Here is a 25,670-nt window from a genome sequence, read left to right as displayed (position 1 = left end):
GTCGGGGCCATCATGTTGCAATCAGGGTGCCCAGAACACCTCTATCGGTCTTGGCGCCGCTTCGAGCACTCTGCGGATGGGCTTTTTCGCACCCGGGCCCATCGCCCCGTCAAAGGCAGCGCGCTTGTCCTGGCCTTCGATATGCAGCGCGGCGAAGCCGGCGGCGACGATGCGCGCCATCGACAATGTGAGCCGCGGCTCGCCGCCGCTCGCTGCGTGCACCGGCAGCACGATCCGATGCGAGGTCGGGTCGAGCAATTCTTCGAGGTTGCCGGCATCGGGAAAGAACGAGGCCGTATGGCCGTCGCCGCCCATGCCGAGGATCACCACGTCGAGCGGCCAGGGCAGCGCCCGCAGCGCTTCGCTGTCCGCCGCCGCCGCGTCCTCGATGCTTGCCGCCTCATGGTAGAGCGGCACGAAGCGCGCCGCCGCGGCCTTGTTCTGGAGCAGGTTCGCCGCCACCAGTCCGGCATTCGAGCGCGGCGAGGACGGCGGCACGAAGCGCTCGTCGACCAGCGTGACGGTGACCTTGTCCCAGGCGATCGGAGTGGTCGACAGCGCGGCGAACAACTTCGCCGGCGTGGTGCCGCCGGACACCGCGAGCAGCGCGGTGCCGCGCTCCGCGATGGCGCCGGTCAGCCGGTCGGCAATCTCAGCGGCAAGCGCCGTCGCCAGGTCCTGGCGATCGGCAAAGCCGTTCCAGCTGTAGCGGTCCCCATTCAATTGCTCTCGTGCCATGTCCGTCCGTCACGTTCGATCAGCGCGATGGAGGCCGACGGTCCCCAGGTTCCGGCCGTATAGCCCTGCGCTTCCTGCCTGGCGCTTTCCCAGGCGTTCTGGATCGGGTCGATCCATTTCCATGCCGCCTCGACTTCGTCGCGGCGCATGAACAGCGTCTGGTTGCCGCGCACCACATCCATGATCAGCCGCTCATAGGCATCCGGCGCACGCCCGTCGAAGGACTGCGCGAAGCTCATGTCGAGCGAGATCTGGCGCAGCCGCATGCCGCCCGGTCCCGGGTCCTTGATCATGATGTACTGCTTGACGCCTTCGTCGGGCTGCAGCCTGATCACCAGCTGGTTGGCGAAGATCGGTCCGGCGCTCTCGCCGAAGATCGAATAGGGGATCGGCTTGAACTCGATGACGATTTCCGAGACGCGGGTGGCGAGACGCTTTCCGGTCCTGAGGTAGAAGGGAACGCCGGCCCAGCGCCAGTTGCCGATCTCGGCCCTGATGGCGACGAAGGTCTCGGTGTCGCTGCCCTTGCCGAGCTCGTCGACATAGCCCTTGACCGGGCCGCCCGCCGACGCGCCGGCGCGATACTGGCCGCGCACCGTATGCTTGGGCGCCTCGTTGCCGTTGATGCGCTTCAGCGCCCGCAGCACCTTCAGCTTCTCGTCGCGAACAGCGTCGGCGTCCATCGACGACGGCGTTTCCATGGCAACCAGGCAAAGCAGCTGCAGCATGTGGTTCTGCACCATGTCGCGCAGCGCGCCGGCCTTGTCGTAATAGGTGACGCGGTCTTCGAGGCCGACGGTTTCGGCGACTGTGATCTGCACATGGTCGATCTGCGCCGAATTCCACAGCGGCTCATAGAGCGCGTTGGCAAAGCGCAGCGCCATCAGGTTCTGCACCGTTTCCTTGCCGAGATAATGGTCGATGCGGAAGATCTGGCTTTCGTGGAAGTCGTCGCCGACCGCGTCGTTGAGCGCGCGCGCCGAGGCAAGGTCGCGGCCGATCGGCTTTTCCAGCACGATGCGCGAATTCGGAGTGATCAGCTTGTGCTGCTTGAGCTGGTGCGAGATATCGCCGAACAGCGCCGGCGCCACCGCGAGATAGAAGGCGCGAATGCAGTCACTGTCGCCGATCGCCTTTTTGAGCTTGTCAAAGCCGGCGCCGGTCGTTCCGTCGGCCGAGATATAGGAAAGCCGCGCCAGAAAAGTTTCCAGCTCCTTCTGGTCGATATCGGCCGGCTTCACATGGTCGGATATTGCCTGCCTGGCAAAGGCCTGGAACTCGGCGTCGCTCATCTTCGCGCGCGATGTTCCGATGATGCGCGTCGGCTCGGAGAACTGATGATCGCGCTGGCGATGATAGAGCGACGGCAGGAGTTTGCGTTCCGACAAGTCGCCGGTGCCGCCAAAGATGATGAAGTCGAAGGGATCGACGGGGATGATCTGGCTGGTCATGGTCAGTCCGATTTGATGCTGGATGCCGGCAGCGTGGTTGGTATATTCTAATCGATTTAAATTTTCCAGTGCCATGGTGTCACATGTGAGGACCAATCGCTTGCTATTGCATCGGTCCACCTGTTTCCCCGACACTCGCGCCGCCGGCAGGCTTGTCGGCAAGCCATGGCTTCCGGAGGCGTTCGCGACCGCAGCATAGAACGCGAATGTGACGAAAGCTAAGGGAGATAACTGCTGAAATCCAATGGGCGGGAAAACCATGCGTCTGGAAAACAAGGTCGCCATCATCACAGGTGCCGCGTCGGGCTTCGGCGAGGGCATGGCGAAGCGCTTTGCCGAAGAGGGCGCGCGCGTGGTCGTCGCCGATCTCAACGCCAAGGGCGCCGAGCGAGTGGCCGAAGAGATCGGCGACAACGCCATCTGGACCCAGACCGACGTCTCCCTGCGCTCCGAGATCGACGAGATGATCTATGCCGCCAAGAGCGCCTTCGGCCGCATCGACATCATGGTCAACAATGCCGGCTTCACCCACCGCAACGGCGATATGCTCGGCGTCGATGAGGAAACCTTCGACCTGATCGCCGCCGTCAACATGAAGGCGATCTATCATGCGGCCCTTGCCGTCGTGCCGATCATGGACCGGCAGGGAGGCGGCGTCATCCTGACCACAGCCTCGACGGCCGGATTGCGGCCGCGACCGGGCCTGACCTGGTACAATGCCTCCAAGGGCTGGGCGATCACCGCCACCAAGTCGATGGCCGTCGAGCTTGCGCCCAGGAACATCCGCGTCAACTGCCTCTGCCCGGTCGCCGGCGAGACCGGCATGCTGGAGAAATTCATGGGCGCCGACACGCCGGAGATCCGCGAGAAGTTCCGCGCCTCGATCCCGCTCGGCCGGCTCTCGACGCCGCTCGATGTCGCCAACGCGGCACTCTGGCTGGCCTCGGATGAAGCCGCCTTCATCACCGGCGTGGCGCTGGAGGTCGATGGCGGGCGCTGTATCTAAGGCGTATCGCCCGACACTGCGCAGCGGTCTGGGGGAACGACTTGAAGCGCATCGCCGCAGTTTGACTCCGCCGTCCGCCGAAAGGCATAAGCGGACCAGGGCGGGTTGTAGTGAGCAATGAAGGTTGATCTGCGAGAAGTCCGTAAGGCTCTGGCGTGGCGGCTACAGCTCATTCGGGCAAGGCGCGGGCGCGCCAAAAGCCGAGCGACTTTCATAGGCATCACCGGAAGTTCCGGCAAGACAACGGCTGCGAGCCTGCTGGGCCATATACTGGCCGGCCATGGCAGTGTTTACACGCAGGTGCTGGCCAACACCATCAAGCTGCTGGTCAGCACACTGTCCAGGCGCATGAAGAGAAGTGGCGGAGCGGACTACGTCGTCTTCGAAGCCGCCGCCTTTGGCCCGGATACGATCCGGCCGATGGCCGAATTGCTTCGGCCGAACGTGGCGGTCGTTACAATGGTCCGGCTGGAGCATCTTGCCAGTTTCCGCACGCTGGAAAACGTCGCAGGCGAGAAGAGCAATCTTGTCCGCGCCCTGGAGCCGGGCGGCTTTGCGGTTCTCAATGCCGACGATCCGCACGTGCTGGCTATGGTTTCCGCGAGCAATTGTCGGTCGGTCACATTCGGCATGTCGGAACTGGCGGACTACCGTGTCCGCGACGTCCATGCGGCCTATCCGGAGCTTTTGCGATTTTCACTGCATTGGCGCGGCAACGTCTTGCATCTCGAAGTGCCGTTTCCAGGAGAATATTTCTGGCTGCCGACGGCGGCGGCCGTGGCAACGGCGCTCGAGCTGGGGGTTCCCCCGCAAACCGTCAAGGAACGGGTCGCGACCTTCAAGCCGCTGGAAAATCGCGGCCAGGTAATCGTTGCCGGGAATGGGCCGCATTTTATCGTGGACGCCGCCAAAGCGCCCTGGCACTCGCTCTATCTTGCCTTTGATGCAGTGGCCAAATCGACGTTCAGCCGCAAGCGGATCGTCCTTGGGCAACTGTCGGACTTTGCCGGTTCGAATACGAAATATGCCTATGCTTACAGCGCCGCGCGCGAAATTGCCGACCAGGTGATCTATGTCGGCGACCACGCCCACCGTTCCAAGGCGAGCCAGGCCGACCGGGACAGCGGCCGGCTCGTTCAGTTTCGAACGGCCAAAGAGGCGTCGGACTACATCGGGCAGACCGGCATGCCCGGCGAACTGATCCTGCTCAAAAGTTCTTCCAGCCTTCACCTCGAGCGAGTTGCTCTGGCCTTTACCCACGATGTCCAATGCTGGGTACCGGTGTGCGGCAAACGTGAGGGATGCGAGCAGTGCGGCCTGTTTGGCGTTCCGTTCGATCAACATCGCGAGTTCGTGGCGCAACGGAAATTGCAGCGCCGCAGGCGGAAGCTGCTCAGGCTTTTCCGTCGCTAATGCGTTTCACGTTCCCGCTTCTCCGGGAATTGCTACGAGGCTTCGTTTCCAAGCACGCCAATGCCCGTTTGACTTGGGAATTTGGCGCAGGGCATATTAGACCGGGGCTAGATAATGGCGGGCTATGAAGCTGGGGTTGCGGAAAATTCGCAGGGACCTGGGGTGGCGACTGCGACGCTATCAGGCGCGTTGGGTGCGCGCGCGAAGCAAGGCAATATTTATCGGCATCACGGGCAGTTCCGGCAAGTCGACTTCGGCCAGCCTGCTCGGACACATTATGGGCGCCCACGGCAAGGTGCATTTGCAAGTGCAGGCCAACACTATCGTGGCGCTGATCCGTACGCTCTACAAGCGTCTGAGGCGAGCCGGCCCGGTCGACTATGTCGTTTTCGAAGCCGGAGCCTCGGACTTCGGCACGATCGACGCCATGGCGCAGATGCTGAAGCCGGACGTGGCGGTCGTGACGATGATCCGGCTGGAGCATGTCGGCAAGTTCAGGACGCTGGAAGCCGTCGCGCAGGAAAAACGGGCGCTGGTCGATGCGCTGAAGCCCGACGGAATTGCGGTGCTTAATTGCGACGACCCGCTGGTGCTCGCCATGGCGTCCGGCGCGAAGTGCCGGATAGCGACCTTCGGCCAGGCTGAAAACGCGGACTATCGCGCCACCGATGTTGGTGCCGCATATCCCGAACCACTGCGATTTTCGCTTCGTTGGCGCGGCGGCGTGCTGGATCTCCAGACACCGTTTCCCGGCGAGCAATTCTGGCTGCCGGCTGCGGCGGCGGTCGCCACGGCACTGGAACTAGGCGCTCCGCCCGAGAAAGTTGCAGCAAGACTGGCGTCGTTCGATCCCTTGCCCAACCGTTGCAAGGTGCAGCAGGTCGAAGGGGGCCCGCAATTCCTAGTCGATACGGCCAAGGCGCCCTGGCATTCGATCGACATCGCCTTGGATATGATGGCGAAGGCCAAGGCTGGCCGCAAGCGTATCGTGCTCGGCCAGATTTCCGACTATGTCGGGTCGACGAGGAAATACGCCACTGCCTATGGCATCGCGCGCGACATTGCCGACGAGGTCATCTACACCGGCGACAACGCCCATCGCTCGCGCGCGAGCCAGGCCGATCGTGACAGCGGCCGTTTCACCGAGCTTCGTACTCCGAAGGAAGTTTCGGATCATATCAAGCGGACGGCCGTTCCCGGAGAACTTATCCTGCTCAAGAGCTCGTCCAATCTTCATCTGGAGAGGATCGCGCTGGCCTGGACGCACGATGTCAGATGCTGGATACCAGCATGCGGCAAGAAAGAGGGTTGCCAGGCTTGCGGCCTCTACGAGGTGCCGTTCGAGGAACACAAGTCCTTCCTGGCAAACCGCAGGCTTGAGCACAGAAGACGCCGCTTCGGATGGCTGTTTGGTGGGTTAGGCCTTACGCGCCGGTCTTGACGTAGCTTTTGTAGACCCAGCCATGCTTGCCGTTATAGACGATCTCGCACCACTGCTTGCAGCTCATGACCTGCACCGATGATTTGGCGGGTACTGTAAGGATCGCGGCTGCTCCCTTCTTCGGCCCGGAGCGCATGGTGACAGCCCTCAAAACGCGTCCGTTGGCGGCCGCGCCGGCTTTTTGAGGTTTCGGCTTGGCCTGGGTCGCGCTGTCCTCTGCTGGCTCGGCATCGGGAACCTGCGGCTTGGCTTCGGGAATGGCGGCGGTTTGGGCGCCATCCATCTTGTCGCTCGGCTTCTTCCCCGCTGTCGGCGTCTCGCCTGCGGGTGCGGGTGCGGCGACTTGCGACAGCGCGTCCGAAGCGTCGTTCTCGGCAGCAGGCTCGGCGAAGGCCGTATCGGTTGACTGCGCGGCGCTCGGCTCGGCGGCCTGCTTGGACTGAACTGGTTGATCCTCGGCCTGGGCCAGCGGAGGCGTGGCGTCGGAAGCCGTCCAGCGGGGGTTGTTCGATGCCAGCGCCGGAATGCTGGCCGCGCGAGCCGCTATTGCCGGCGAAACCGCGTCCGCCTTGCGCGCGGCTTGCGGTGCCGCAGCCACGGTGATCGCCGCTGCCGCCGGAGCGACCTTAGTGGTCTTTACCGGAATTGTCGGGACGGCCTGCTCGGTACTGGCCGCGGCCACTTGCCGATCGCTGCCAGGAATGCACAGCCACAGCGCCACCGCGGCCACGCCGAGCAGCGCAGCGGTGCCGATCGCTGCAATGACCAGATGCGCGTTCGACTGCACCTTCTGCCAGAAGGAGGGCCGCACGTTGTAGCCAAACTGCATTGTAAAGCGCTGCCGTTCCGGCGTGCCGAAACTGAAGGGCTCGTTCACTCAAACCACCTCCAACAAGCGGGCCGACGTTCTTTCGATCTTTGCCGCGAGGGCTGGCATCGATCGGCATCGGTCCCGAAAATTATTGCGGGCAGGCCCGCGAAATCCCCGGATTTTCGCCCATGATGGCATCTTTTACTGTTGATTATGGCATGAGTGAGCCATTTCGCGAAATTCTGCGCTTTCGTTAAGGATTCTGCAACGTGACGTAGGGGAACCGAACTTGTCGAATCAATAGCTTCTGCAGAGGTCCGGCTTCAGATCCTGTCGCGCAGCGCGAACCAGTTGAGCGCCAGGAAGAGCAGCGGCGCTCGAAAACGACGGCCGCCCGGGAAGGCGGGGATATTCAGGTCTTCGATCAGTTTCAAGCGGTCTCGATTGCCGGCAACGGTCTCGGCATAGAGCTTGCCGAAGAAGTTCGACAGCATGACGCCGTGGCCGGAATAGCCTCCGATCGAAATCACCTTCGGCATCACTTCGCGCACGAACGGCTTTCTCGGCACCGTGATGCCGACATAGCCGCCCCAGCCATGCGTGATCTCGACATCCTTCAAGTCCAGGTAGAGTTCGGCGATCTGCTTGCGGATGTGGATATGGATGTCCTTCGGATCGTTGACGGCGTAGACCTCGCGGCCGCCGAACAACAGCCGGCCGTCCTTCGATTTGCGGAAATAGCGCACCACGAAGCGGGAATCGTCGACCGACTCGCCGCCCGGCAGCACCCTGGAGGCGGTGCCGAGCGGCACGGTCGCGCCGATGAAGGAGCCGATGGGCATGATATGCGCCGCGCTCACTGGCTCGAGATCGCCGCCATAGGCGTTGACCGCGATCAGGCATTTGCCGGCGGTGATCGTGCCCCTGGGCGTTGTGACCTTCACCTTGCCGCCGCTGGAGACGATGCCGGTGGACGGCGTCTGCTCGAAGAGATGCGCGCCAGCCGCCGCGGCGACCTTCGCCGTTCCGATCACCAGCTTCAACGGATGGATATGCCCGGTGCCGGTGTCGCGCGTGCCGCCGAAATAACGCGTCGAGCCCAGCCGTTCCGCCGTTTCCGCCGCGTCCATGAAGCTGATATGCGGGTAGCCGAAGCGGCTCGCCATGATCTCGGCGTGGCGCTTGTAGTCGTCGACATAGCGCCTCTTGTGCGCCACCGACAACTGACCCGGCATATAGTCGATCTCGATGTGGTTGGCCGTCGCGAAGTCCAGCAGATGCGCCTTGGCCTCTTCCGCTAGGTCGAACAAGGCCTTGGCGCGGGAAAGACCGTATTCTGCCTCCAACTCCTCCGCCCAAGCGCGCTGACCGGTGCCGAGCTGGCCGCCATTGCGTCCCGACGCGCCGTCGCCGAGGCGATGAGCCTCGATCAGCACGACATTCGCGCCGGCCTTGGCCAGATGCGCCGCAGCCGACAGCCCGGTGAAGCCGCCGCCGATGATGACGACGTCGCAAGCTCGGTCGCCGTCAAGCGCTGGATATTCGGGCCGAGGTCCGGCCGTATCTTCGTACCAGGAACGGCCGGGGGAAATCGGGGATTGGTAGGGCATGATGCTCGGCAGTAGGGCAGTAGGGCAGTAGGGCAGTAGGGCAGTAGGGCAGTAGGGCAGTAGGGCAGTAGGGGAGCTATTCGGGTGACAATTTACGGATCAGAAGCCGCAAGAGTGTCCCCACGCTCTCACTACGCGTCATCAATTGTTGGGCTGCTTCGTTGGAGGTGATTCCGACGCGCTGCGCGATCAATAGTGAGTTTCCAACTCTTTGAGTGATCCCTGGGCAATTCTAAGAAACTGTTGATAGGAAGCCCGACTTTCTCGTCCATAGCCCTCGGCAATGTTGGCGGGCACGGACGCGGCTGCCCTGCGTAGCTGGGTTGTCAATCCATAGAGCTCTTCCTTCGGCCAAGCTCTTGTCGTTTCATAGATCGAAACTGCGAGGTCCATAGCCTGCTGCCAGACGATCAAATCTCTGTACGATTCGATCTTCGCCATCGCCCCTACTGCCTGACTGCCTTACTCCCCTACACATTGAGCAGCAGATATTCCCGCTCCCACGGGCTGATCACTTCCATGAACGTCTCGAATTCGGCCCGCTTGATCGCCGCATATGTGGCGGCGAAGGATTTGCCGAGGAGAGTGCAGAGTTCCGTGTCGGCCTCGAACAGGTCGACCGCCTCCAGCAGGCTGCGAGGCAGGTCGATCTCGTCGGCATTGGCCGTGGTCAGCACCGGCGGCTCGGCCTTGATCTTCCTGGTCATGCCGATCAGCCCGCAGGCAAGCGACGCCGCTAGCGCCAGATAGGGGTTGGCGTCCGAGGATGGGATGCGGTTTTCGACGCGCCGCGCCGCCGGGTCCGAGCGCGGCACGCGGAAGGCGGTGGTGCGGTTGTCGTAACCCCATTTGTTGTTGACCGGAGCCGAGGCCTGCTGCGTCAGCCGGCGGTAGGAATTGACGTAAGGCGCAAACATCACCAGCGCGTTCGGCACGTGCTTCTGCATGCCGCCGATGAAGTGGAAGAAGGCGTCAGTCTCGGAGCCATCCTCGGCCGAGAAGATGTTCTTGCCGGTCTTCTTGTCGACGACCGACTGGTGGATATGCATGGCCGAACCGGGCTGTCCCTGGATCGGCTTTGCCATGAAGGTGGCGTAGATCTCGTGCTTCAGCGCCGCCTCGCGGATGGTGCGCTTGAACATGAAGACCTGGTCGGCGAGCTCGATCGGGTTGCCGTGGCGCAAATTGATCTCGAGCTGGCCGGCGCCTTCCTCATGGATCAGCGTGTCGATCTCCAGGCCCTGCCGTTCCGAGAAATGGTAGATGTCGTCGATCAGTTCGTCGAATTCGTTGACCCCGGCGATCGAATAGCCGGCGCCGCCGCCGATCGGCCGTCCCGAGCGCCCCACGGGCGGCGTCAGCGGATAGTCCGGGTCGGGGTTCTTGCGCACCAGGTAGAATTCGATCTCGGGCGCTACCACCGGCTTCAGTCCACGTTCGTCATAGGCCGCGAGCACGCGCTTCAGCACGTTGCGCGGCGTGAACTCGACCGAGCGGCCGTCCTGATGCACGAGATCACAGATCACTGCCGCGGTCGGGTCTTCTTCCCAGGGCACCGCCGTCAGCGTCGAGAGATCGGGCAGGAGCTTCAGGTCGCCGTCGTCTTCCGGGTAATGGAAGCCGTTGCCGTCCTCGGGATAGCCGCCGGAGATCGTCGTCATGAACACGGCCGAAGGCAGCGCCAGCGAGGTATTGGAGGTGAATTTCTTCGACGGCATCATCTTGCCGCGGGCAACGCCCGCCTGGTCGGGCGTGATGCACTCGATGTCTTCGATGCCGCGCCATTCGAGCCAGGCGGTGGCTTCCTTCCAGTTCTTCACGCCGCGATCGTTCTTCAGGAACGCAGGCGTGCGGGCGCGTCCCCCCCGGCTTGACGGACGGACTTCCTTTTTCTCAGGCGGCATCATTCACCAGATTGTGTTGCGGATTTTGGAGTATAGCCGGGCGCCATGTGGGAAGGGAAGGGGAGGCGCCGGGCGCTTGCTCAAGGTCACTTGTCGGGAACGGGCCTATGGCCTTTGCCGGTCGGTCGCGTCGAGCCACCGCAACAGCGCCGCCGCATAGAATTTGCGCCAACCCCTTTGCGGCGTCGACAAGAACCAGGACTGGCGGATATCCCAGGTGTCACCGGCCAGATCGCGCAGACGGGTGTTGATGATGCCTTTGCCGGACAACGGATAGACCGAAAACTCCGAGAAATAGATTTTGCCGTCGATCTCGTAGAAGTCGCACCGCATATGGTCGAACGGGGCCGTCAGTCGTTCCGCGATCTCGCGCATCTTCAGAAACGATGACGGCAGATCGATCTTCACCCATTGGCTGCCGCTGCCCGGTGGCACCGGCGCATAGCTCCCGTCGCGGTCGAAATGACTTTTCAGCTCGTTGCCCTGTCCGTCGCGGCGCGCGGCGTAGACGTAAGCCGTCTTTCCGTTCGAGACATGGAATTTATACTCCAGCGGGACAGGCACATTATCCTGGACAAGCATCTCCTCGACGAAGATGAGCCGTCTTGCGTCCTTGTAGGCCCGCTCGCCGAATTTCCTGCCGTAGCGACGGCGCATCCAACGAGCCGTTCGCCTCCCCAGCTTCGCCATGTCCACCTCGCCATTGCGGATCATCATGTTCCAGCGGCAACCATGATTGGCTTTCACCACGACATTCCCGGTCAGCAATGCCGGCGGTATCTGTGTTGCGTCACGGCCGCTCCACAATACTTTCGCGGTCTTCAATTCAGGGCATAAGGAGAGCGCATGGTCTTTGGACGCCAGCTTGTCGCAGGCCATGGCATAGAGCGGATTGTGATCGAAGATCTTGCGCCACAAGAACTTGTCGACATAGGAGGTCGGCCTGGCGGGATCGGGAAAGACGCCACTGTGATCGTAGGTTCTTTTCCAGATCACCGGATGGCGAAAGAGGCACCAGGCCATCGTTGCGGCCAGGATTGCACGATCGGCCACGCTCGCCGCCATCAGCTTTCGCTTGCGCGCGCGGCGGCACCAGGCCGGAAGCGGACAAACACATCCCTGGTCATGTTGCGCGACACACGTGTGCGGCCGACGACTTCCAAGCGCGGGTCAAGCGTCTCTTCCGCCCGCTCCGACCACAGCCGGGCCAGCGAATACGGTTCCCACAGTACGAGTTGCAGGTCGGGCGGGGCCATGTCCGCGATCCGCGACACGACAGCCGCTTTGGGCGAAACCATGCTGGCGATGTAGACGACCTGGGCGCCGCGATAGTCGTAGTCGCGCCCGTTGCGAAATTCGGCGCGGCAGCGCGTGTAGCTGAGTTTGGCGGCCAGAATATTCGCTGTCTCGACCGCGTCCGGCACGATGTCCAGGCCGACTATCTCGGGCACCGGGGTTTGATCGTGAATGCGGAACATGGTGAACGGACGGCCGCCGCAGCCGACCATCACGGCGCGTGTGCACCGGCTGAAATCGACATGTTCGAAGACTTCGTCGAGGCGTTTGTAGGCGTCCTTCGAAGACATCACGCCGATGCTCGTTCTTTCCGTCGCTATTTGCCCGAACGACGTCGGTCCGTTCACGTCCGTGTCCAACATCTGCCTGATTTCGGCGACGTCTTGCGTATGGACCATCTCAATAAAGGCTTGCGTGAGCATGGGCCGATGGGAAAACAGCTCCGGATGGCTGTCGAGCAGCGCCTCACCCGCGTCGTGACCCATGGCGACGCCGATATCGCGAATGCCGTTTATCAGCTCGGTCGGCGTGCGCTCACGAGCGCTCGCCACAAAGCTTTGCAGCTCGTCTTTCCACATCCAGCACCCCGCGCTTTGCCGATCTCTAGCTAGCAGCGCCGGGCGAACGCGTCTACACCACGAGCGAGGAGGATGATGTGGCAATGACCGCTCTTACCACCATCGGCTTCGATGCCGACGACACGCTGTGGCAGAACGAGCAGTTCTTCCGCATGACCGAACAGCGCTTCATCGCCATGCTTGCCGAGCACGGCGAGGCAAGCCGGGTTTCGGCAAACCTGCTTGAAGCCGCAAAGCGCAATCTAGGCCTCTATGGCTTCGGCATAAAGAGCTTCACGCTGTCGATGATCGAGACGGCGATCGAGGTGACCGAGGGCCGCGTTCCGGCCTCGACCATTGCCGAAATCCTGGCTGCCGGCCGCGACATGCTCAGCCATCCGATCGAGCCGCTGCCGCATGCGCGTGAGACGATCGAGAAGCTCGCCGGCGCCTATCGCCTGGTGCTGATCACCAAGGGTGACCTCATGGACCAGGAGCGCAAGCTGGCGCAATCGGGACTTGGCGAGCTTTTCGACGCCGTCGAGATCGTCAGCGACAAGAGCGCCGCCACCTATGCCCGCATCTTCAGCCGCCATGGCGACGGACCGCAAAAGAGCGTGATGGTCGGCAACTCGCTGAAGTCGGATGTCGTGCCGGCCATCGACGCCGGCGGCTGGGGCATCTATGTCCCGCATGAATTGACCTGGGCGGCCGAGCATGCCGAGGCGCCGGTCGCGGCGCCGCGTTTCCGCCAGATCGCCGACCTGAGCGAACTGCCGGCGTTGATCAAACGCATCGCCACAGCGGATTGACACGTCCCGGGTGCTCCCGGGCTGTGCAAAAACCCGGTGAGGCGAGCGGCATACCTCCGCGGCGTCGGTTGAGCGGACGCCCTGAACATCGGTTCGGGTGGTGAACGGCCGGCGCGAACGAACCGCCCGACGCGCTCTTGCATCGGACCCTGGGGCCGGCCTTACACAAGCAAGGGTCCGGAACGGAAGGTCGGTTATGGGCGGCGAAAACGAGCAATGGTTCGGTCCAGGCGAGACAGCTCGGCGGCTCGGCGTCACCACCAAGGCGCTCAGGGTCTATGAGCGGGAGGGGCTCGTTGCCCCTCACCGCGCGGAGTCGAGATGGCGCCTGTACGGCCCAACTCAAATCGCCCGCCTGCACCAGGTCATCGTGCTTCGTGATCTCGGCCTACCCCTCAAATCGATCAAGAAGCTTGTCGGGAGCCCTTCCCGGCTTCGGGATGTTTTGCGGCTGCAACGTGAAACCCTGGAGTCCCAACAAGATAAGATCAGGCGCGCATTGGCCCTGATAGAGGCGGCGCAATGTCGCCTGGATGAGGGCCGGGACCTTTCCCTGGACGAGTTGGCAATCCTCACCAAGGAGACTCTCGTGCAACAATCCACCGGCAAAAGGAAATTTGTCGCAAGGTTCGAAGCTCTGATCGCGGAACAGGACCCGACCGGGCAGGCAAGCCGCACCTTCGACGAGATAAAGAAAGAGTATGGCGGAGATGCCCATAAGGCCGCGCTGAAGGCCATGATGGCGGAAGCCAGCCGACTGAAGGAGGCGGGGGACGTCAATTCCGAAGCCGCCAAAGAGCTCGTTCGGCGTATGCTGTCCCGTACCGCCGGCATCAGGCGTTCGACCCCCCAGGCCGAGCAAGAGCTTATGCGCAACGCGTATGCCAAAACGCTCGCCGAGGCGCAGGCGAGGTCTGACTCCCTCTGGTTCGATCCGGCGATCCTCGAATTTCTCCGGCACGTCGCGCAGGCAATGAAGGAACGCGGCGAACTGGACTGATCCAGCCTCACGGAGAACAGCTCCCGGAGCGTCGCCTCGGCGCTCAGGGGCCCGGCGTTGGGCTAGCCGCGCCCGACCAGGCGATCGACCACCGGTTGCAATCTCTCGGGCGTGATCGGCTTGGCAACCACCGCATCGACCACGCTCGATAGGCCAAGGCTCTCCGGCGTGCCATTCATGGTTGAGAGCAGGATCACCGCGGGCAGCGGCTTGCCGGAGGCGCGGCGCAGCGCGTCGATGGCGGACATCAGCCGGTCGCAGTCTTTGTTGTCGGGACCGCCGTCCAGGATGACGGCGCCGGGCAGATGCCCCGTCAGGGTCTTCTCGGCGGTCTCGGGCGGTTCCGAGATCGGTTTCAGTCCCGACTTCTCGACGATTTTCGACACCACGACCCGGTTGATCGACGACTTTCCAACGACGAGAACCTTGGAAAAGTCCGCCGCCATCGCACCAGTGCGGGTCGCCGGTTTCGGATTTTTTTCGGAGGGATCGTCACGGTCGGCGGGACACATCGGCGGGCAGGCACTCTGGTTCAATGCAGGGTTGAAACCTGAGGCACAATTGGGTGAGATCGCGGCCGGAGTCAAGCTGAAACAGTCGAAGTCGAAAATATAGCAAGCAATTCTGGAATCGGCGCAAGTCGTGTCTGCCTGCGACGAAGGCAAATCGAAAAAATGCGATAGTCTCCCGAACGTATAGCGCGCGGGAGACTATCGCCGAAACTGTTGACGTTACGTCAGGTGTGGCTCTGCTGGGTAACGATCACCGGGATCAAAAGGTCACCCCAGTTGCCGTCGCCGCCATGGTGCCTCGCCGAGCGCACCAGCTCCACCGAGACACCGGCCTCGACTGCCTTCATGACCGACTGGTTGAGCCTGTGCAGATCGTTGGCGAGCATGCGGATCGTCGCCTGCTGGTCGACGCTCATCGCGCTCGATTGTTCTTCTGCCCTTTCCTTGACGCGGCTTATCGATGCCATTGGTCTTCTCCTCGATGTAAATGCCCTGCGGGCGTTTCCTCTGGTTGTTATCTGTCACTCGGCCGCCGGCCTGAACTGCGCGTGCTCGGTCGATTCATGCATGGCGGTGGTCGAAGACCGGCCGCCGGTGATCGCCATCGACACGGCGTCGAAATAGCCGGTGCCGACCTCGCGCTGATGCTTGGTCGCGGTATAGCCGCGGGCCTCGGCCGCGAACTCGGCCTCCTGCAGCTCCGAATAGGCGGCCATCTGTCGGTCCTTGTAGCCGCGCGCCAGCTCGAACATGCCGAAGTTCAACTGGTGGAAGCCGGCGAGCGTGATGAATTGGAACTTGTAGCCCATCGCGCCCAGCTCCTTCTGGAACATCGCGATCGTCGCGTCGTCGAGGTTCTTCTTCCAGTTGAAGGACGGCGAGCAATTATAGGCGAGCAGCTTGCCCGGATGATGCTTGTGCACGCCCTCGGCGAACTTCCTTGCCTGCGCCAGATCCGGCTTCGAGGTCTCGCACCAGATCAGGTCGGCGTGCGGCGCATAGGCCACGGCACGCGCGATGCAAGGCTCGATGCCGTTCCTCACATTGTAGAAGCCCTCGACCGTGCGGCCGGCGTCATAGTCGACGAAAGGCCGGTCGCGCTCGTCGATATCGGAGGTCAAAAGCTTCGCCGCTTCCGCGTCGGTGCGCGCCACGACCAGGGTCGGCGTGCCCATGACGTCGGCCGCGAGGCGCGCAGCGTTGAGGTTGCGGATATGCGCCGCGGTCGGGATCAGCACCTTGCCGCCGAGATGGCCGCACTTCTTTTCCGACGCCAGTTGATCCTCATAGTGGACGCCGGCGGCGCCAGCCTCGATGAAGGCCTTCATGATCTCGAAGGCGTTGAGCGGGCCGCCGAAGCCGGCTTCGGCATCGGCGACGATCGGCGCAAACCAGGTCTCGACCGAGAGCCTGTTGCCTTCGGACGTCTCGATCTGGTCGGCGCGCTGCAAGGTGCGATTGATGCGCTTGACCAGTTCCGGCGCCGCATTGGCCGGGTAAAGCGACTGGTCCGGATACATGGCCGACGCGGTGTTGGCGTCGGCGGCCACCTGCCAGCCCGAGAGATAAATCGCCTTCAGCCCTGCCCGAACCTGCTGCATGGCCTGGTTGCCGGACATCGCGCCGAGCGCGTTGACGAAATCCTCCTCATGGATGAGCTTCCACAGCCGGTTCGCGCCCATCTCTGCCAATGTCTGACGAATCTGCACGGAGCCGCGCAGCCGCTTCACATCCTCTGGCGAGTAGGGCCGTTCGATGCCGTCGAAACGGCCTTCCGGCGCGGACGGGACGAGGTTGTAAAAATCGGTCATTGGTCACTCCGGGTCGCTTGGAAACTGCTTCATCGCTACATCGCAAAGGCACGCTTCGCGCCGGCGATGTATGACATCATTTACATTGCGGCGCCAAAGGCGCCCAGGAAAACCGTCGATTGACGCAAAAAATAAAGGAAAAGCTGTGTTGTCATTGACAGGTCATCTCTGTAAATTTGTCACGATTGTAAAAGCGCCGTAGCGGACGCTCGGCGCAATGTTCATGTAAATTCTTGTCAAGGATGGCAGGGGATGGCCGACCAGAAGATCTTCGCCGGGCCGCGGCTGCGCCGGCTGCGCAACGCCAGGAGCCTGACCCAGACGGCGATGGCCGAAGGGCTGGGCATCTCGCCATCCTATCTCAATCTCATCGAGCGCAACCAGCGGCCGCTGACGGTGCAGCTCATTCTCAAGCTGGCCTCCGTCTACAAGGTCGATCCGCATGAATTGCAGGGAGAGACGAAAGGCTCGATCGCGGCCTTGCGCGAAGCGTTCAGCGATCCGCTTCTTGCCGGCGAGCTGCCTGGAGATCAGGAACTGATCGACCTTGCCGAGACAGCGCCGAACGCTTCGGCGGCGATGGTGAAACTCTTTCGCGCCTACCGCGAGCAGGCCGAGCGCCTGTCCGACCTCAATCAGCTTCTGGCACAGGAGGGCAGGGCAACCGCGCTGTCCGGCACCCGCCTGCCCGCCGATGAGGTCCACGAAGTGTTCGAGCGCCGGCCAAACCACTTTGCTTCGCTGGAGGAGGAGGCGGAGGCTTTCACATCGGTCCTCGATCCCGGCGACGATCTGTTCGGCGCGCTGAAGGCCTGGCTGAGGCGCGAGCACGGCATCGTCGTCAAGGTGCTGCCGGTCGCCACCATGCCCAACTGGCGCCGCCGCTACGACCGCCATTCGCAGCGTCTGTTCCTGTCCGAGCGGCTGTCGCCTTTCGACCAGCTGCGCGAGGTCGCCATGGAGGCGAGCCTCATGCGCATGTCGGTGGCCGTCGCCGGCGAGATCCAGGCGCTGAAGCTCGGCACCGACGAGGCGCGCCGGCTCGCCCGCTTCGAGCTCGGCCGCTATGCCGCGCACGCGCTGATGATGCCCTATCAGGCCTTCCATGCCGCCGCCCTGCGCGCCCGCTACGACATCGACGTCTTGCGGTCTCGCTTCGGCGTCTCCTTCGAACAGGCGGCCAACCGCCTGACCATGCTGCAGCGGCAGGGCGCATCGGGCGTGCCGTTCTTCATGCTGGAAGTCGACAATGCCGGTAACCGCTTCCGCAAGGCCGGCAGCCAGGGCTATCCGCAGAGCCGCTTCGGCGGCGGCTGCCCCAAGCTTCCCGTCCATGCGGCGTTCTCGCAGCCGGGCCAGATCCTGGTCGAGGCGGTGGAGATGCCCGATGGCGCCGAGTTCCTTTGCATCGCCCGCACGCTGGAAGGCCTGCAAGGCGCCTTCTCCGAGAGGCCGCGGCGCACGGCGCTCCTGCTCGGCTGCGATATCGGCTTTCGCGACGAGATCGTCTATGGCGCGGCGCTGCCGGCCGGAGCCGCTGGCAAGCCCGGGCAAGGCATCGCCACGCCGGTAGGCCCCGCCTGCCGGCTTTGCGAGCGCGCCGGCTGCCTGGCGCGCGCCGAACCACCGGTGACGCGCCCGCTCGGCCTCGACGAGATGGTGACGGGCCTCAGCGCCTTCGATTTTCAGGGCTGACCGCCTCCGCAAAAAATGCGCTGTGTGCGGAACCAGACATGCGCAAAGTAAAAGCGGTGGCGAGGTTTGTCCCACATTTCAGCGAGTGCTGGATCACGCATGGATTACTACTTTGCGCTACGCGAATGGGACACAGTCTTGTCGTCCCTGGTGCATCGTAACGCGAACAACTCGCTGACAGTAATCTCAATGACCAATACCGCCTCGCCCAGCGCAGCCTTGCCAACCGTCTCGCCGCGCGAGGAGCGGATCGGCATGCTCCTGGTCTTTCTTTCGGCGCTAATGTGGAGTTTCGGCGGCACCATCGCCCGTTTCATCCATGTCGGCGACAGCTGGACCGTGGTGTTCTGGCGCTCGCTTTGGGCCGGGGCCTTCCTGGTCGCCTTCATGCTCTGGCGCGACGGCTGGCGCGGCACCTTGAGACTGTTCCGCGATATGGGCCTGCCCGGCCTTGGCGTGGCCTTCTGCTTTGCCACCGCCTCGACCAGCTTTATCGTTGCGCTCGCCTATACCACGGTCGCCAACATTCTGTTGATGCAAGCAGGCGTGCCGCTCCTGGCCGCCCTGCTCGCCTGGCTGCTCTTTCGCGAACGCGTGAGCCAAGGCACCTGGATCGCCATCGCCGCTGTCATCACCGGCGTTGCCATCATGGTCTCCGAGTCCCTGGGCGGGGCCGTGTCGCCGATCGGCGATGGCCTGGCGCTGCTGATCGCGGTGATGTTTTCGTTCGCGACCGTGATCACCCGGCGCTTCGCCCATGTGCGCATGGTGCCGGCCACGTGCCTTGGCGCGCTGCTTGCCGGTGCTTTCGCCGCCTCGCAGGCCACGGAATTTGCCGTGTCCGCGCGCGACATGGGCTTTCTCTTCGCCTTCGGCGTCGTCAATCTCGGCATTGGCCTTGCCTTCTTCGCCATGGGCGCACGGCTGGTGCCTGCCGCGATCGCAGCCCTGCTCGGCACCTTCGAACCGATCCTCGGGCCGATCTGGGTCTGGCTCGTCCATTCCGAGGTACCGTCGGTGCGCACCATCATCGGTGGCGCGGTCGTGGTCACGGCGCTGCTCGTCCATATCGGCCTGGAGTTCAAGCGTCAGGCGCGGCCGGCGCGTCCAGGCGTTACAGGCCTGCCGTCACCCAATTGACGATCCGCAGCCTTCCCCATTGACAACCCTGTTGCCGGCCGGGCAGGTTGCAATTACGGCAACAACAAGACAGGCGTATCTTGCCAAGTGTCACCGCCGGCCTCATCGGGGCCGGACCACATCGTCATCGTTCTGCTTACGCCGCGGCGAACGCCGCTGACGCCACCCGGACAGCTCCCTGGAAGGGATGCAGGGGTCGCAACCCACACTCAAGGGGCGCGCGCACCGCAGGGCGTGCACGCTTGTCGCTCTCCGGAAAGCTCAATAGTCTGAAACGAACGCCGCCCCGCCATATCGCGACGAGCCGGCGAGGGAACACTCACCAAAGGAGAACATCATGATCCGCAAAGCTCTCTGGCTTTCGGCGACGTCGGCATTCTTGACGCTTTTCACCATAAACGGCCATGCCGAGGATCGCGTCGTCAACGTCTACAACTGGTCTGACTATATCGACAGCTCGATCATCGACGATTTCACCAAGAAGACCGGCATCAAGGTCGTCTACGACACCTTCGATTCCAACGAGATCCTGGAGACCAAGCTGCTTGCCGGCGGCAGCGGCTATGATGTCGTCGTGCCGACCGCCAACTTCCTGGCGCGCCAGATCCAGGCAGGCGTGTTCCAGAAGCTCGACAAGTCGAAGTTGCCGAACCTCTCCAACATGTGGGACGTCATTTCGGAGCGTACCGCCAAATACGATCCGGGCAACGAATATTCGGTCAACTACATGTGGGGCACGGTCGGCCTCGGCTATAATGTCAAGAAGGTGCAGGCCGCGCTCGGCACCGACAAGGTCGACAGCTGGGACGTGTTCTTCAATCCGGACAAGCTGGCCAAGCTGAAGGATTGCGGCGTCTATGTGCTGGATTCTCCCGCCGACATCATTCCGGCGACGCTGAAATATCTCGGCCTCGATCCCAACAGCACCTCGCCGGATGACATTTCCAAGGCCCAGGAAGCGTTGCTGAAGGTCCGGCCGTATATCCGCAAGTTCCATTCGTCCGAATACATCAACGCGTTGGCCAACGGCGATATTTGCCTGGCGATCGGCTGGTCGGGCGACGTCTTCCAGGCGCGCAACCGCGCCGAGGAAGCCAAGCAGGGCGTCGAGATCGGCTATTCAGTGCCGAAGGAAGGCGCCCAGATGTGGTTCGATCAGATGGCGATCCCCGCCGACGCGCCGCATACCGCCGACGCGCTCGAGTTCATCAACTACATGATGACGCCCGAAGTCATCGCCAAGTCGTCGAACTACGTGCTCTACGCCAACGGCAACAAGGCTTCGCAGCAGTTCATCGACAAGGCCATCCTGGAAGATCCTTCGGTCTATCCCGACGAAGAGACGACGAAGAAGCTGTATACGGTTGCGCCATACGATCCCAAGACACAGCGCCTCATCACGCGCACCTGGACCAAGATCGTCACCGGCCAGTAAGCATTGAAACACGACCCCGGCAGCCAACTGCCGGGGTCGCTTTCTTTTGGGGAATTTAGAAAAATAACGGAGTGGGGATCATGAAATCGCTTGGCAGCATCCGCAGGGATTTCGCGCCATGGAACGACCCGAACGCCAAGCCATATATCCAGTTCGACAAGGTCACCAAGAAGTTCGGTGAGTTCACCGCCGTCAACAACCTGTCGCTGACCATCTTCGAGCGCGAATTCTTCGCTCTGCTCGGCGCTTCGGGCTGCGGGAAGTCGACCCTGCTCAGGATGCTCGCCGGCTTCGAGGAGCCGTCCGCCGGCCGCATCCTGCTCGACGGGCAGGACCTGCGCGGCATCCCGCCCTACAAGCGGCCGGTCAACATGATGTTCCAGTCCTACGCGCTGTTCCCGCATATGACGGTGGAGAAAAACATCGCCTTCGGCCTCAAGCAGGAAGGCATGCCGGGAGCCGATATCGCAAGGCGCGTCGCCGAGATGCTGAAGCTGGTCAAGCTCGAGCAGTTCGCCAAGCGCAAGCCGCATCAGCTCTCGGGCGGCCAGCGCCAGCGCGTGGCGCTTGCCCGCTCGGTCGCCAAGCGACCCAAGGTTCTGCTGCTCGACGAGCCGCTCGGCGCGCTCGACAAGAAGCTGCGCGAGGAGACGCAGTTCGAGCTGATGGATCTGCAGCAGGAGCTCGGCCTCACCTTCGTCGTCGTCACCCACGACCAGGAAGAAGCCATGACCATGGCCGACCGCATCGCCATCATGGACAAGGGCGAGGTGATGCAGGTGGCGACGCCTGCCGAAGTCTACGAGGCCCCGACTTCGCGTTTCGTGGCGCATTTCGTCGGCAATGTGAACCTCTTCGAAGGCAAGGTCGCGGAGCGTTCGGCAAGCACGACACGCATCACCGGCATGACCGGCGCTCAGATCGTCGTCGACAATGGCGGCGATGCCGCCAATGGCGCCGAGATCGTCTTTGCGATCCGGCCCGAAAAGATCAAGGTCTCGTCGAAAAAGCCGGCTGACGCCGTCAACGCGCTCGAGGGCGAGGTCTACGATGTCGCCTATCTCGGCGATATGACCGTCTACCACATCAGGCTGGACGACGGGCAGATGGTGCGGGCAAGCGCCTTGAACGCCTCGCGCGTCACCGAGGACCCGCTGACCTGGAACGACCGCGCCTGGGTATCCTTCCGGCCCGACGCCGGCGTCGTGCTGACAAGGTAGGAGGCGGACATGGCCAACATCGCAGCGACCGCCGCTCCATCGACCGATACCGCCGCCACGCTGCCGACGCGGCTGGCGAAGGGCTTCGTCGACCGCCTCGTCATCATCGTCCCCTATCTCTGGCTGCTGTTCTTCTTCCTCGTTCCCTTCATCATCGTCTTCAAGATTTCGCTGTCGCAGACGGCGATCGCGATGCCGCCCTATACGCCGGTGCTCGATTTCACCGATGGCATCTCGGGATTTTTCACCGGGTTTCGCGAGCTCAACTTCGACAATTACACCTGGCTCACCCAGGACGCGCTCTATTTCAACGCCTATGTGACCAGCCTGATCATCGCTGGGATATCAACGATACTCACGCTGATCGTCGGCTATCCGATCGCCTATGGCATGGCGCGCGCGCCGGCGACGATCCGCCCGACCCTGCTGATGCTGGTGATCCTGCCGTTCTGGACCTCGTTCCTGATCCGCGTCTATGCCTGGATCGGCATCCTGAAACCCGAGGGGCTGCTCAATCAGTTGCTCATGTCGCTGCACGTCATCAGCCAGCCGCTGGTCATCCTCAACACCTACACGGCGATCTTCATCGGCATCGTCTATTCCTACCTGCCCTTCATGGTGCTGCCGCTCTATTCCTCGCTGGAGAAGATGGACTACTCGCTGGTCGAGGCCGCGCAGGACCTCGGCTGTCCGCAGACCAGCGCCTTCTGGAAGATCACCTTCCCGCTGTCGCTGCCCGGCGTCGTCGCCGGCTGCCTGCTTGTGTTCATTCCGGCCGTGGGCGAGTTCGTCATCCCCGATCTCCTTGGCGGCTCGCAGACGCTGATGATCGGCAAGACGCTCTGGAACGAATTCTTCTCCAACCGCGACTGGCCGGTCTCGTCGGCGGTGGCAGTGATCCTGCTTCTGGTGCTGACCATTCCGATCATGTTCTTCCAGCAGGCTCAGGCGCGTGCACAGGAGCAGGGCAAATGAACGCGACCTGGAGCCGCTTCAACATCACCTCGATCGTGCTGGGCTTTGCGTTTCTCTACCTGCCGATTGTGCTTTTGATCGTCTTTTCCTTCAACGAATCGAAGCTCGTCACCGTCTGGGGCGGCTTCTCGACCAAATGGTACGTGTCGCTGTTCCACAACCAGGGTCTGATGGACGCCACCTGGGTGACGGCGCGCGTCGGCGTCATCTCGGCCACGGTGGCGACCGTGCTCGGCACGCTCGGCGCCATCACGCTCACGCGCTACACGCGCTTCAGGGGGCGTTTGCTTTTCTCGGGCATGGTCTTCGCGCCGCTGGTCATGCCGGAAGTCATCACAGGCCTCTCGCTGCTGCTGCTCTTCGTCGCCATCGGGCTCGACCGCGGCTTCTTCACGGTGACGCTCGCCCACATCACCTTCACCATGTGCTTCGTCGCCGTCGTCGTGCAGTCTCGCCTTGTCACGTTCGACCGCTCGCTAGAGGAGGCGGCGATGGATCTCGGCGCGCCGCCGGTGAAGACCTTCTTCCAGATCACCTTGCCGGTCATCCTGCCGGCGATCATTTCCGGTTGGATGCTGGCCTTCACGCTCTCGCTGGACGATCTGGTCATCGCCAGCTTCACCTCGGGTCCCGGCGCCACCACGCTGCCGATGAAGATCTACAGCCAGGTGCGCCTCGGCGTGACGCCGGAAATCAACGCCGCCTGCACCATCCTGATCGCGGTCGTGGCGGTCGGCGTCATCATCGCCTCGATCGCCAACAAACGCCGCGAGATCCAGCGCCAGCTCGACGAGCGGGCCGCGCAGCGCGGTTGAGCGAGAAGGCGGGGGGCTTTGCTTTTACGCCTCCGCCTTTACTGGCCTGAAACGCCGGGAGCGATCGGCGATACGAACGGCGCGCTCCAGTTGCCGCCGACGAAGAACAGCGACTGGCTCGGCGGCGCGGCAGCCGGACTCGCCGCCTGGCCGTTGGCCTGGGGCTGCTGCGCCGGCTGCCCGTTGGGTACGACCCCACCCGACAATGCCAGCCCGCGTCCGGCATAGGAGGCGATGCCGGACAGCCAGATCTTGTATTTCTGCGAATTGATCTCGGCCTTGTCTAGGCGCGCCACGCCCTTCGAGATGCTTGCCTTGATCTCGGCGCCGTCGATCGGCAGCGAACCATTGGCGACGTCGTCGAGCGCGAAGAAGCCGCCTTGCTGGTTGCGCTTGAGAAAGGCCGGCAGGTCGAGCCCGTTGAGCGTGCCCGGCCCGAAAGTCGCCGAGAACGATCCGTCGGCATTCTCGAAGATCGAGCTCCAGGCCTTTCCGGGTCCCTTGAGGATGACCGATACCGTCCCGGTGCCGGCCGGCACCATCCGCGTCATCCCCGCCGCCGTGGCAAAGGCTCCCGTATCCACATCCGACGCCAAGAGCCGCATCTCGACCTGCGTGCCTTCCGGCTTGCGGTCGAAGCGGAGGCTGCTCTGGATGGTGCCGCCGAAAGCGGATGCATCGGATATGTCGAACACGGCAAGACCGTTCTTGACCTGGGCGGTCGCCGCGATGTCGGCGAGCTGGACCGGTCCCGCCATGGCGTGCGCCGCCGACAGCCTGAGGTCGAGGTTTATGCGGTCGGCGAAACTGGTGTCGATGTCACCCGGGCCGGCCTCGCTGGTTGGCGCGACGGGCGTGAAGGCCGACAGGAAAGATCTGAGGTCGAGCGTATCGAAGGCGAGCGTGCCGGCGATCACGGGGCGCCCCTCGGCGAAGGAGAAGTCCAGCGCTCCCATGCCCGGATTGTTGTTGAGCGTGACGGTGGTGTTCTCGAATTTCGCGCGTCCCGCCGAGGCGTTCACCTTGCTGGCGACCGAGACGGCACCGATCGCAGCACCTGGCGCGAGGCCGGCCTGCGACCATTCCAGCACGCGCCGCAGCGACGGCGCGGCGAACTTTGCCTGGCCGTCCAGATAGGCATTGTCCGACATCGAGGCCGTTCCGTCGAAGGAGAATGTCGCGGGCGCTGCCTTGAAGGAGACGGTGACGGGTGCTGCTCCCCCGGCAAACAGCACCAGCGGGTTCGCCGAGGAGAAATCGAGCTGCATGCTTTCACCGCGCCAGATCCCGGTCGCGGTCAGCGACGCCTCGCTGTTCATCGCTTCCCAGTTCACCTGGCCGCTCAGACTGCTCAGGATTTCGGTGTCCTTGCCGTCAGCCGTAGTCACGACGCGGCCATCGCGGAACTCGACGGTGCCGAACGGATCGGAGGGCAGTCGGCCGAGATCGGGCTTCTGCGGGTTGGCGGTGACCACGCCGCGCGCGGTATCGATCGAGCGCGTGATGCGACCCCCCGTCGGAAGCGGCGGCAGATAGAAGCCGTTCGCCATGCGCTGCACCCTGATCGTCGGCCGCACCAGCCTTGCTGTCGAGAATTGGACGTCGCCCTGCAAGGCGGCCATGGCCGAGAGGTCGACTTCGACACGGTCGGCTTCGACCACCGGCGGCGCATCGGTCTCGGTCCATTGTGACAGCGTCACGTCGCTGAGGATGGCCCGGAACTTCGGCCACACCTCGATACGCGGCGATCCGTCGATCGTCACCCTGAAGCCGCTCCAGGCACTCAATTCCCAGGCGATGCGGTCGCGCACGATGCGGGTCGAGGCAATCAGCGGGAGCGCCGCGACCGCGAGTGCGATGACGAGCACGGCAACGCCGACCGCCCACACACCGCGCCGGATCAAAGATGATGGCATTTCGCCCCGTGTGCTTTCGTTGCCGACAAATCGCCCGACGGGTGTAACCGAGCGCCGACGCTTTTCAAGTCTTTATGGCCTTGCGATGGCATTTGCGCAGTGCCCGCGATGG

General features: G+C 63.1%; 22 protein-coding genes and 1 pseudogene. 11 read left to right on the top strand and 12 right to left on the bottom strand.

The features are described 5' to 3' along the window. Positions 1 to 21: 21 nt before the first annotated feature. A complete protein-coding gene (gene pgl / locus YU3_RS0122620; protein WP_027168372.1) occupies positions 22 to 738 on the bottom strand; it encodes a 6-phosphogluconolactonase in 717 nt (238 codons plus the stop codon). Beyond that, the gene (gene zwf, locus YU3_RS0122615; RefSeq protein ID WP_027168371.1) at positions 720 to 2,189 is read right to left on the bottom strand and encodes a glucose-6-phosphate dehydrogenase; all 1,470 of its coding nucleotides are present in this window, start codon (positions 2,187 to 2,189) and stop codon (positions 720 to 722) included. Before zwf ends, pgl begins: the two co-directional genes overlap by 19 nt. Before the next feature lie 259 nt (positions 2,190 to 2,448). On the opposite strand from zwf, the gene YU3_RS0122610 reads away from it, so the two are divergent. The 3 genes from YU3_RS0122610 to YU3_RS0122600 all read left to right on the top strand — a co-directional run bounded on the left by YU3_RS0122610 (position 2,449) and on the right by YU3_RS0122600 (position 6,049). After that, entirely contained in the window at positions 2,449 to 3,195 is a 747-nt protein-coding gene (locus YU3_RS0122610) for an SDR family oxidoreductase (RefSeq protein ID WP_027168370.1), read from the top strand. Positions 3,196 to 3,312: 117 nt separating this feature from the next. Next, positions 3,313 to 4,608, top strand: coding sequence for a Mur ligase family protein (locus tag YU3_RS0122605; RefSeq protein WP_027168369.1), 1,296 nt, complete (start codon positions 3,313 to 3,315; stop codon positions 4,606 to 4,608). A 193-nt stretch (positions 4,609 to 4,801) separates the two neighbouring features. Beyond that, entirely contained in the window at positions 4,802 to 6,049 is a 1,248-nt protein-coding gene (locus tag YU3_RS0122600) for a Mur ligase family protein (protein ID WP_245273608.1), read from the top strand. On the opposite strand, the gene YU3_RS0122595 is transcribed toward YU3_RS0122600, so the two are convergent. The 6 genes and pseudogenes from YU3_RS0122595 to YU3_RS0122570 all read right to left on the bottom strand — a co-directional run bounded on the left by YU3_RS0122595 (position 6,033) and on the right by YU3_RS0122570 (position 12,248). Beyond that, the gene (locus tag YU3_RS0122595; RefSeq protein WP_027168367.1) at positions 6,033 to 6,926 is read right to left on the bottom strand and encodes an SH3 domain-containing protein; all 894 of its coding nucleotides are present in this window, start codon (positions 6,924 to 6,926) and stop codon (positions 6,033 to 6,035) included. The genes YU3_RS0122600 and YU3_RS0122595 overlap by 17 nt on opposite strands. Positions 6,927 to 7,183: 257 nt before the next feature. Beyond that, positions 7,184 to 8,470 (bottom strand): FAD-binding oxidoreductase, encoded by a 1,287-nt coding sequence (locus tag YU3_RS0122590; protein WP_027168366.1) that lies wholly within the window; start codon positions 8,468 to 8,470, stop codon positions 7,184 to 7,186. A gap of 76 nt (positions 8,471 to 8,546) precedes the next feature. Then, positions 8,547 to 8,911, bottom strand: a pseudogene (locus YU3_RS37215) (four helix bundle protein). Between the two features lie 29 nt (positions 8,912 to 8,940). Further along, positions 8,941 to 10,374, bottom strand: a complete 1,434-nt coding sequence (locus YU3_RS0122580) for a glutamine synthetase family protein (RefSeq protein ID WP_027168365.1) — start codon at positions 10,372 to 10,374, stop codon at positions 8,941 to 8,943. A gap of 105 nt (positions 10,375 to 10,479) precedes the next feature. After that, the gene (locus YU3_RS0122575) at positions 10,480 to 11,427 is read right to left on the bottom strand and encodes an ATP-grasp fold amidoligase family protein (protein ID WP_198021698.1); all 948 of its coding nucleotides are present in this window, start codon (positions 11,425 to 11,427) and stop codon (positions 10,480 to 10,482) included. An 11-nt stretch (positions 11,428 to 11,438) separates the two neighbouring features. Continuing rightward, the gene (locus YU3_RS0122570) at positions 11,439 to 12,248 is read right to left on the bottom strand and encodes a hypothetical protein (RefSeq protein ID WP_027168363.1); all 810 of its coding nucleotides are present in this window, start codon (positions 12,246 to 12,248) and stop codon (positions 11,439 to 11,441) included. 83 nt (positions 12,249 to 12,331) lie between these two features. Here YU3_RS0122570 and YU3_RS0122565 point away from each other — a divergent pair, with 83 nt between their 5' ends. Both YU3_RS0122565 and YU3_RS38765 read left to right on the top strand, forming a co-directional pair. Further along, positions 12,332 to 13,039: an HAD family hydrolase gene (locus YU3_RS0122565; RefSeq protein ID WP_027168362.1), complete on the top strand. Its 708-nt coding sequence runs from the start codon at positions 12,332 to 12,334 to the stop codon at positions 13,037 to 13,039. Positions 13,040 to 13,235: 196 nt separating this feature from the next. Next, positions 13,236 to 14,039, top strand: a complete 804-nt coding sequence (locus YU3_RS38765; RefSeq protein ID WP_051334041.1) for a MerR family transcriptional regulator — start codon at positions 13,236 to 13,238, stop codon at positions 14,037 to 14,039. A 62-nt stretch (positions 14,040 to 14,101) separates the two neighbouring features. Here the strand turns inward: YU3_RS38765 and YU3_RS0122555 are convergent, their stop codons facing one another. The 3 genes from YU3_RS0122555 to aceA form a co-directional block, all read right to left on the bottom strand. Next, positions 14,102 to 14,485, bottom strand: a complete 384-nt coding sequence (locus tag YU3_RS0122555; protein WP_084508228.1) for a response regulator — start codon at positions 14,483 to 14,485, stop codon at positions 14,102 to 14,104. A 290-nt stretch (positions 14,486 to 14,775) separates the two neighbouring features. Continuing rightward, positions 14,776 to 15,018, bottom strand: a complete 243-nt coding sequence (locus YU3_RS0122550; RefSeq protein ID WP_027168360.1) for a hypothetical protein — start codon at positions 15,016 to 15,018, stop codon at positions 14,776 to 14,778. 54 nt (positions 15,019 to 15,072) lie between these two features. Beyond that, positions 15,073 to 16,362 carry an isocitrate lyase gene (aceA, locus tag YU3_RS0122545; protein ID WP_027168359.1) on the bottom strand — a complete coding sequence of 430 codons (1,290 nt, stop codon included), beginning with the start codon at positions 16,360 to 16,362 and terminating at the stop codon, positions 15,073 to 15,075. Positions 16,363 to 16,614: 252 nt separating this feature from the next. Between aceA and YU3_RS0122540 the strand changes: the two genes are divergently transcribed. The 6 genes from YU3_RS0122540 (at position 16,615) to YU3_RS0122515 (ending at position 23,642) form a co-directional block, all read left to right on the top strand. Continuing rightward, a complete protein-coding gene (locus YU3_RS0122540) occupies positions 16,615 to 18,057 on the top strand; it encodes an XRE family transcriptional regulator (protein WP_027168358.1) in 1,443 nt (480 codons plus the stop codon). Positions 18,058 to 18,246: 189 nt separating this feature from the next. After that, entirely contained in the window at positions 18,247 to 19,197 is a 951-nt protein-coding gene (locus tag YU3_RS0122535; RefSeq protein WP_027168357.1) for a DMT family transporter, read from the top strand. A 337-nt stretch (positions 19,198 to 19,534) separates the two neighbouring features. Then, a complete protein-coding gene (locus tag YU3_RS0122530; RefSeq protein ID WP_027168356.1) occupies positions 19,535 to 20,632 on the top strand; it encodes a polyamine ABC transporter substrate-binding protein in 1,098 nt (365 codons plus the stop codon). Between the two features lie 80 nt (positions 20,633 to 20,712). After that, positions 20,713 to 21,852 (top strand): ABC transporter ATP-binding protein, encoded by a 1,140-nt coding sequence (locus tag YU3_RS0122525; RefSeq protein ID WP_027168355.1) that lies wholly within the window; start codon positions 20,713 to 20,715, stop codon positions 21,850 to 21,852. Between the two features lie 9 nt (positions 21,853 to 21,861). Beyond that, complete coding sequence (locus tag YU3_RS0122520) at positions 21,862 to 22,827, top strand: ABC transporter permease subunit (RefSeq protein WP_027168354.1); 966 nt, start codon at positions 21,862 to 21,864, stop codon at positions 22,825 to 22,827. Continuing rightward, the gene (locus tag YU3_RS0122515; protein ID WP_027168353.1) at positions 22,824 to 23,642 is read left to right on the top strand and encodes an ABC transporter permease subunit; all 819 of its coding nucleotides are present in this window, start codon (positions 22,824 to 22,826) and stop codon (positions 23,640 to 23,642) included. The genes YU3_RS0122520 and YU3_RS0122515 overlap by 4 nt, the downstream gene beginning before the upstream one ends. 38 nt (positions 23,643 to 23,680) lie before the next feature. Here the strand turns inward: YU3_RS0122515 and YU3_RS0122510 are convergent, their stop codons facing one another. Next, positions 23,681 to 25,558 (bottom strand): AsmA family protein, encoded by a 1,878-nt coding sequence (locus tag YU3_RS0122510; protein WP_027168352.1) that lies wholly within the window; start codon positions 25,556 to 25,558, stop codon positions 23,681 to 23,683. Positions 25,559 to 25,670 lie beyond the last annotated feature (112 nt).

Origin of the sequence: Mesorhizobium sp. WSM3224 (genome assembly GCF_000427725.1) — a bacterium.
Lineage (GTDB): Bacteria > Pseudomonadota > Alphaproteobacteria > Rhizobiales > Rhizobiaceae > Mesorhizobium.
This window is presented reverse-complemented; position numbering and strand designations above follow the sequence as displayed.

What these genes read in the sequence shown, in the direction of transcription:
- YU3_RS0122590 (WP_027168366.1), bottom strand. Translation starts at nt 8,470, where the DNA reads ATGCCCTACCAATCCCCGATTTCCCCCGGCCGTTCCTGGTACGAAGAT.
- zwf (WP_027168371.1), bottom strand. Translation starts at nt 2,189, where the DNA reads ATGACCAGCCAGATCATCCCCGTCGATCCCTTCGACTTCATCATCTTT.
- YU3_RS0122530 (WP_027168356.1), top strand. Translation starts at nt 19,535, where the DNA reads ATGATCCGCAAAGCTCTCTGGCTTTCGGCGACGTCGGCATTCTTGACG.
- YU3_RS0122515 (WP_027168353.1), top strand. Translation starts at nt 22,824, where the DNA reads ATGAACGCGACCTGGAGCCGCTTCAACATCACCTCGATCGTGCTGGGC.
- pgl (WP_027168372.1), bottom strand. Translation starts at nt 738, where the DNA reads ATGGCACGAGAGCAATTGAATGGGGACCGCTACAGCTGGAACGGCTTT.
- YU3_RS0122535 (WP_027168357.1), top strand. Translation starts at nt 18,247, where the DNA reads ATGACCAATACCGCCTCGCCCAGCGCAGCCTTGCCAACCGTCTCGCCG.
- YU3_RS38765 (WP_051334041.1), top strand. Translation starts at nt 13,236, where the DNA reads ATGGGCGGCGAAAACGAGCAATGGTTCGGTCCAGGCGAGACAGCTCGG.
- YU3_RS0122580 (WP_027168365.1), bottom strand. Translation starts at nt 10,374, where the DNA reads ATGCCGCCTGAGAAAAAGGAAGTCCGTCCGTCAAGCCGGGGGGGACGC.
- YU3_RS0122565 (WP_027168362.1), top strand. Translation starts at nt 12,332, where the DNA reads ATGACCGCTCTTACCACCATCGGCTTCGATGCCGACGACACGCTGTGG.
- YU3_RS0122520 (WP_027168354.1), top strand. Translation starts at nt 21,862, where the DNA reads ATGGCCAACATCGCAGCGACCGCCGCTCCATCGACCGATACCGCCGCC.
- YU3_RS0122610 (WP_027168370.1), top strand. Translation starts at nt 2,449, where the DNA reads ATGCGTCTGGAAAACAAGGTCGCCATCATCACAGGTGCCGCGTCGGGC.
- YU3_RS0122570 (WP_027168363.1), bottom strand. Translation starts at nt 12,248, where the DNA reads ATGTGGAAAGACGAGCTGCAAAGCTTTGTGGCGAGCGCTCGTGAGCGC.
- YU3_RS0122510 (WP_027168352.1), bottom strand. Translation starts at nt 25,558, where the DNA reads ATGCCATCATCTTTGATCCGGCGCGGTGTGTGGGCGGTCGGCGTTGCC.
- YU3_RS0122525 (WP_027168355.1), top strand. Translation starts at nt 20,713, where the DNA reads ATGAAATCGCTTGGCAGCATCCGCAGGGATTTCGCGCCATGGAACGAC.
- YU3_RS0122605 (WP_027168369.1), top strand. Translation starts at nt 3,313, where the DNA reads ATGAAGGTTGATCTGCGAGAAGTCCGTAAGGCTCTGGCGTGGCGGCTA.
- YU3_RS0122540 (WP_027168358.1), top strand. Translation starts at nt 16,615, where the DNA reads ATGGCCGACCAGAAGATCTTCGCCGGGCCGCGGCTGCGCCGGCTGCGC.
- aceA (WP_027168359.1), bottom strand. Translation starts at nt 16,362, where the DNA reads ATGACCGATTTTTACAACCTCGTCCCGTCCGCGCCGGAAGGCCGTTTC.
- YU3_RS0122555 (WP_084508228.1), bottom strand. Translation starts at nt 14,485, where the DNA reads ATGGCGGCGGACTTTTCCAAGGTTCTCGTCGTTGGAAAGTCGTCGATC.
- YU3_RS0122550 (WP_027168360.1), bottom strand. Translation starts at nt 15,018, where the DNA reads ATGGCATCGATAAGCCGCGTCAAGGAAAGGGCAGAAGAACAATCGAGC.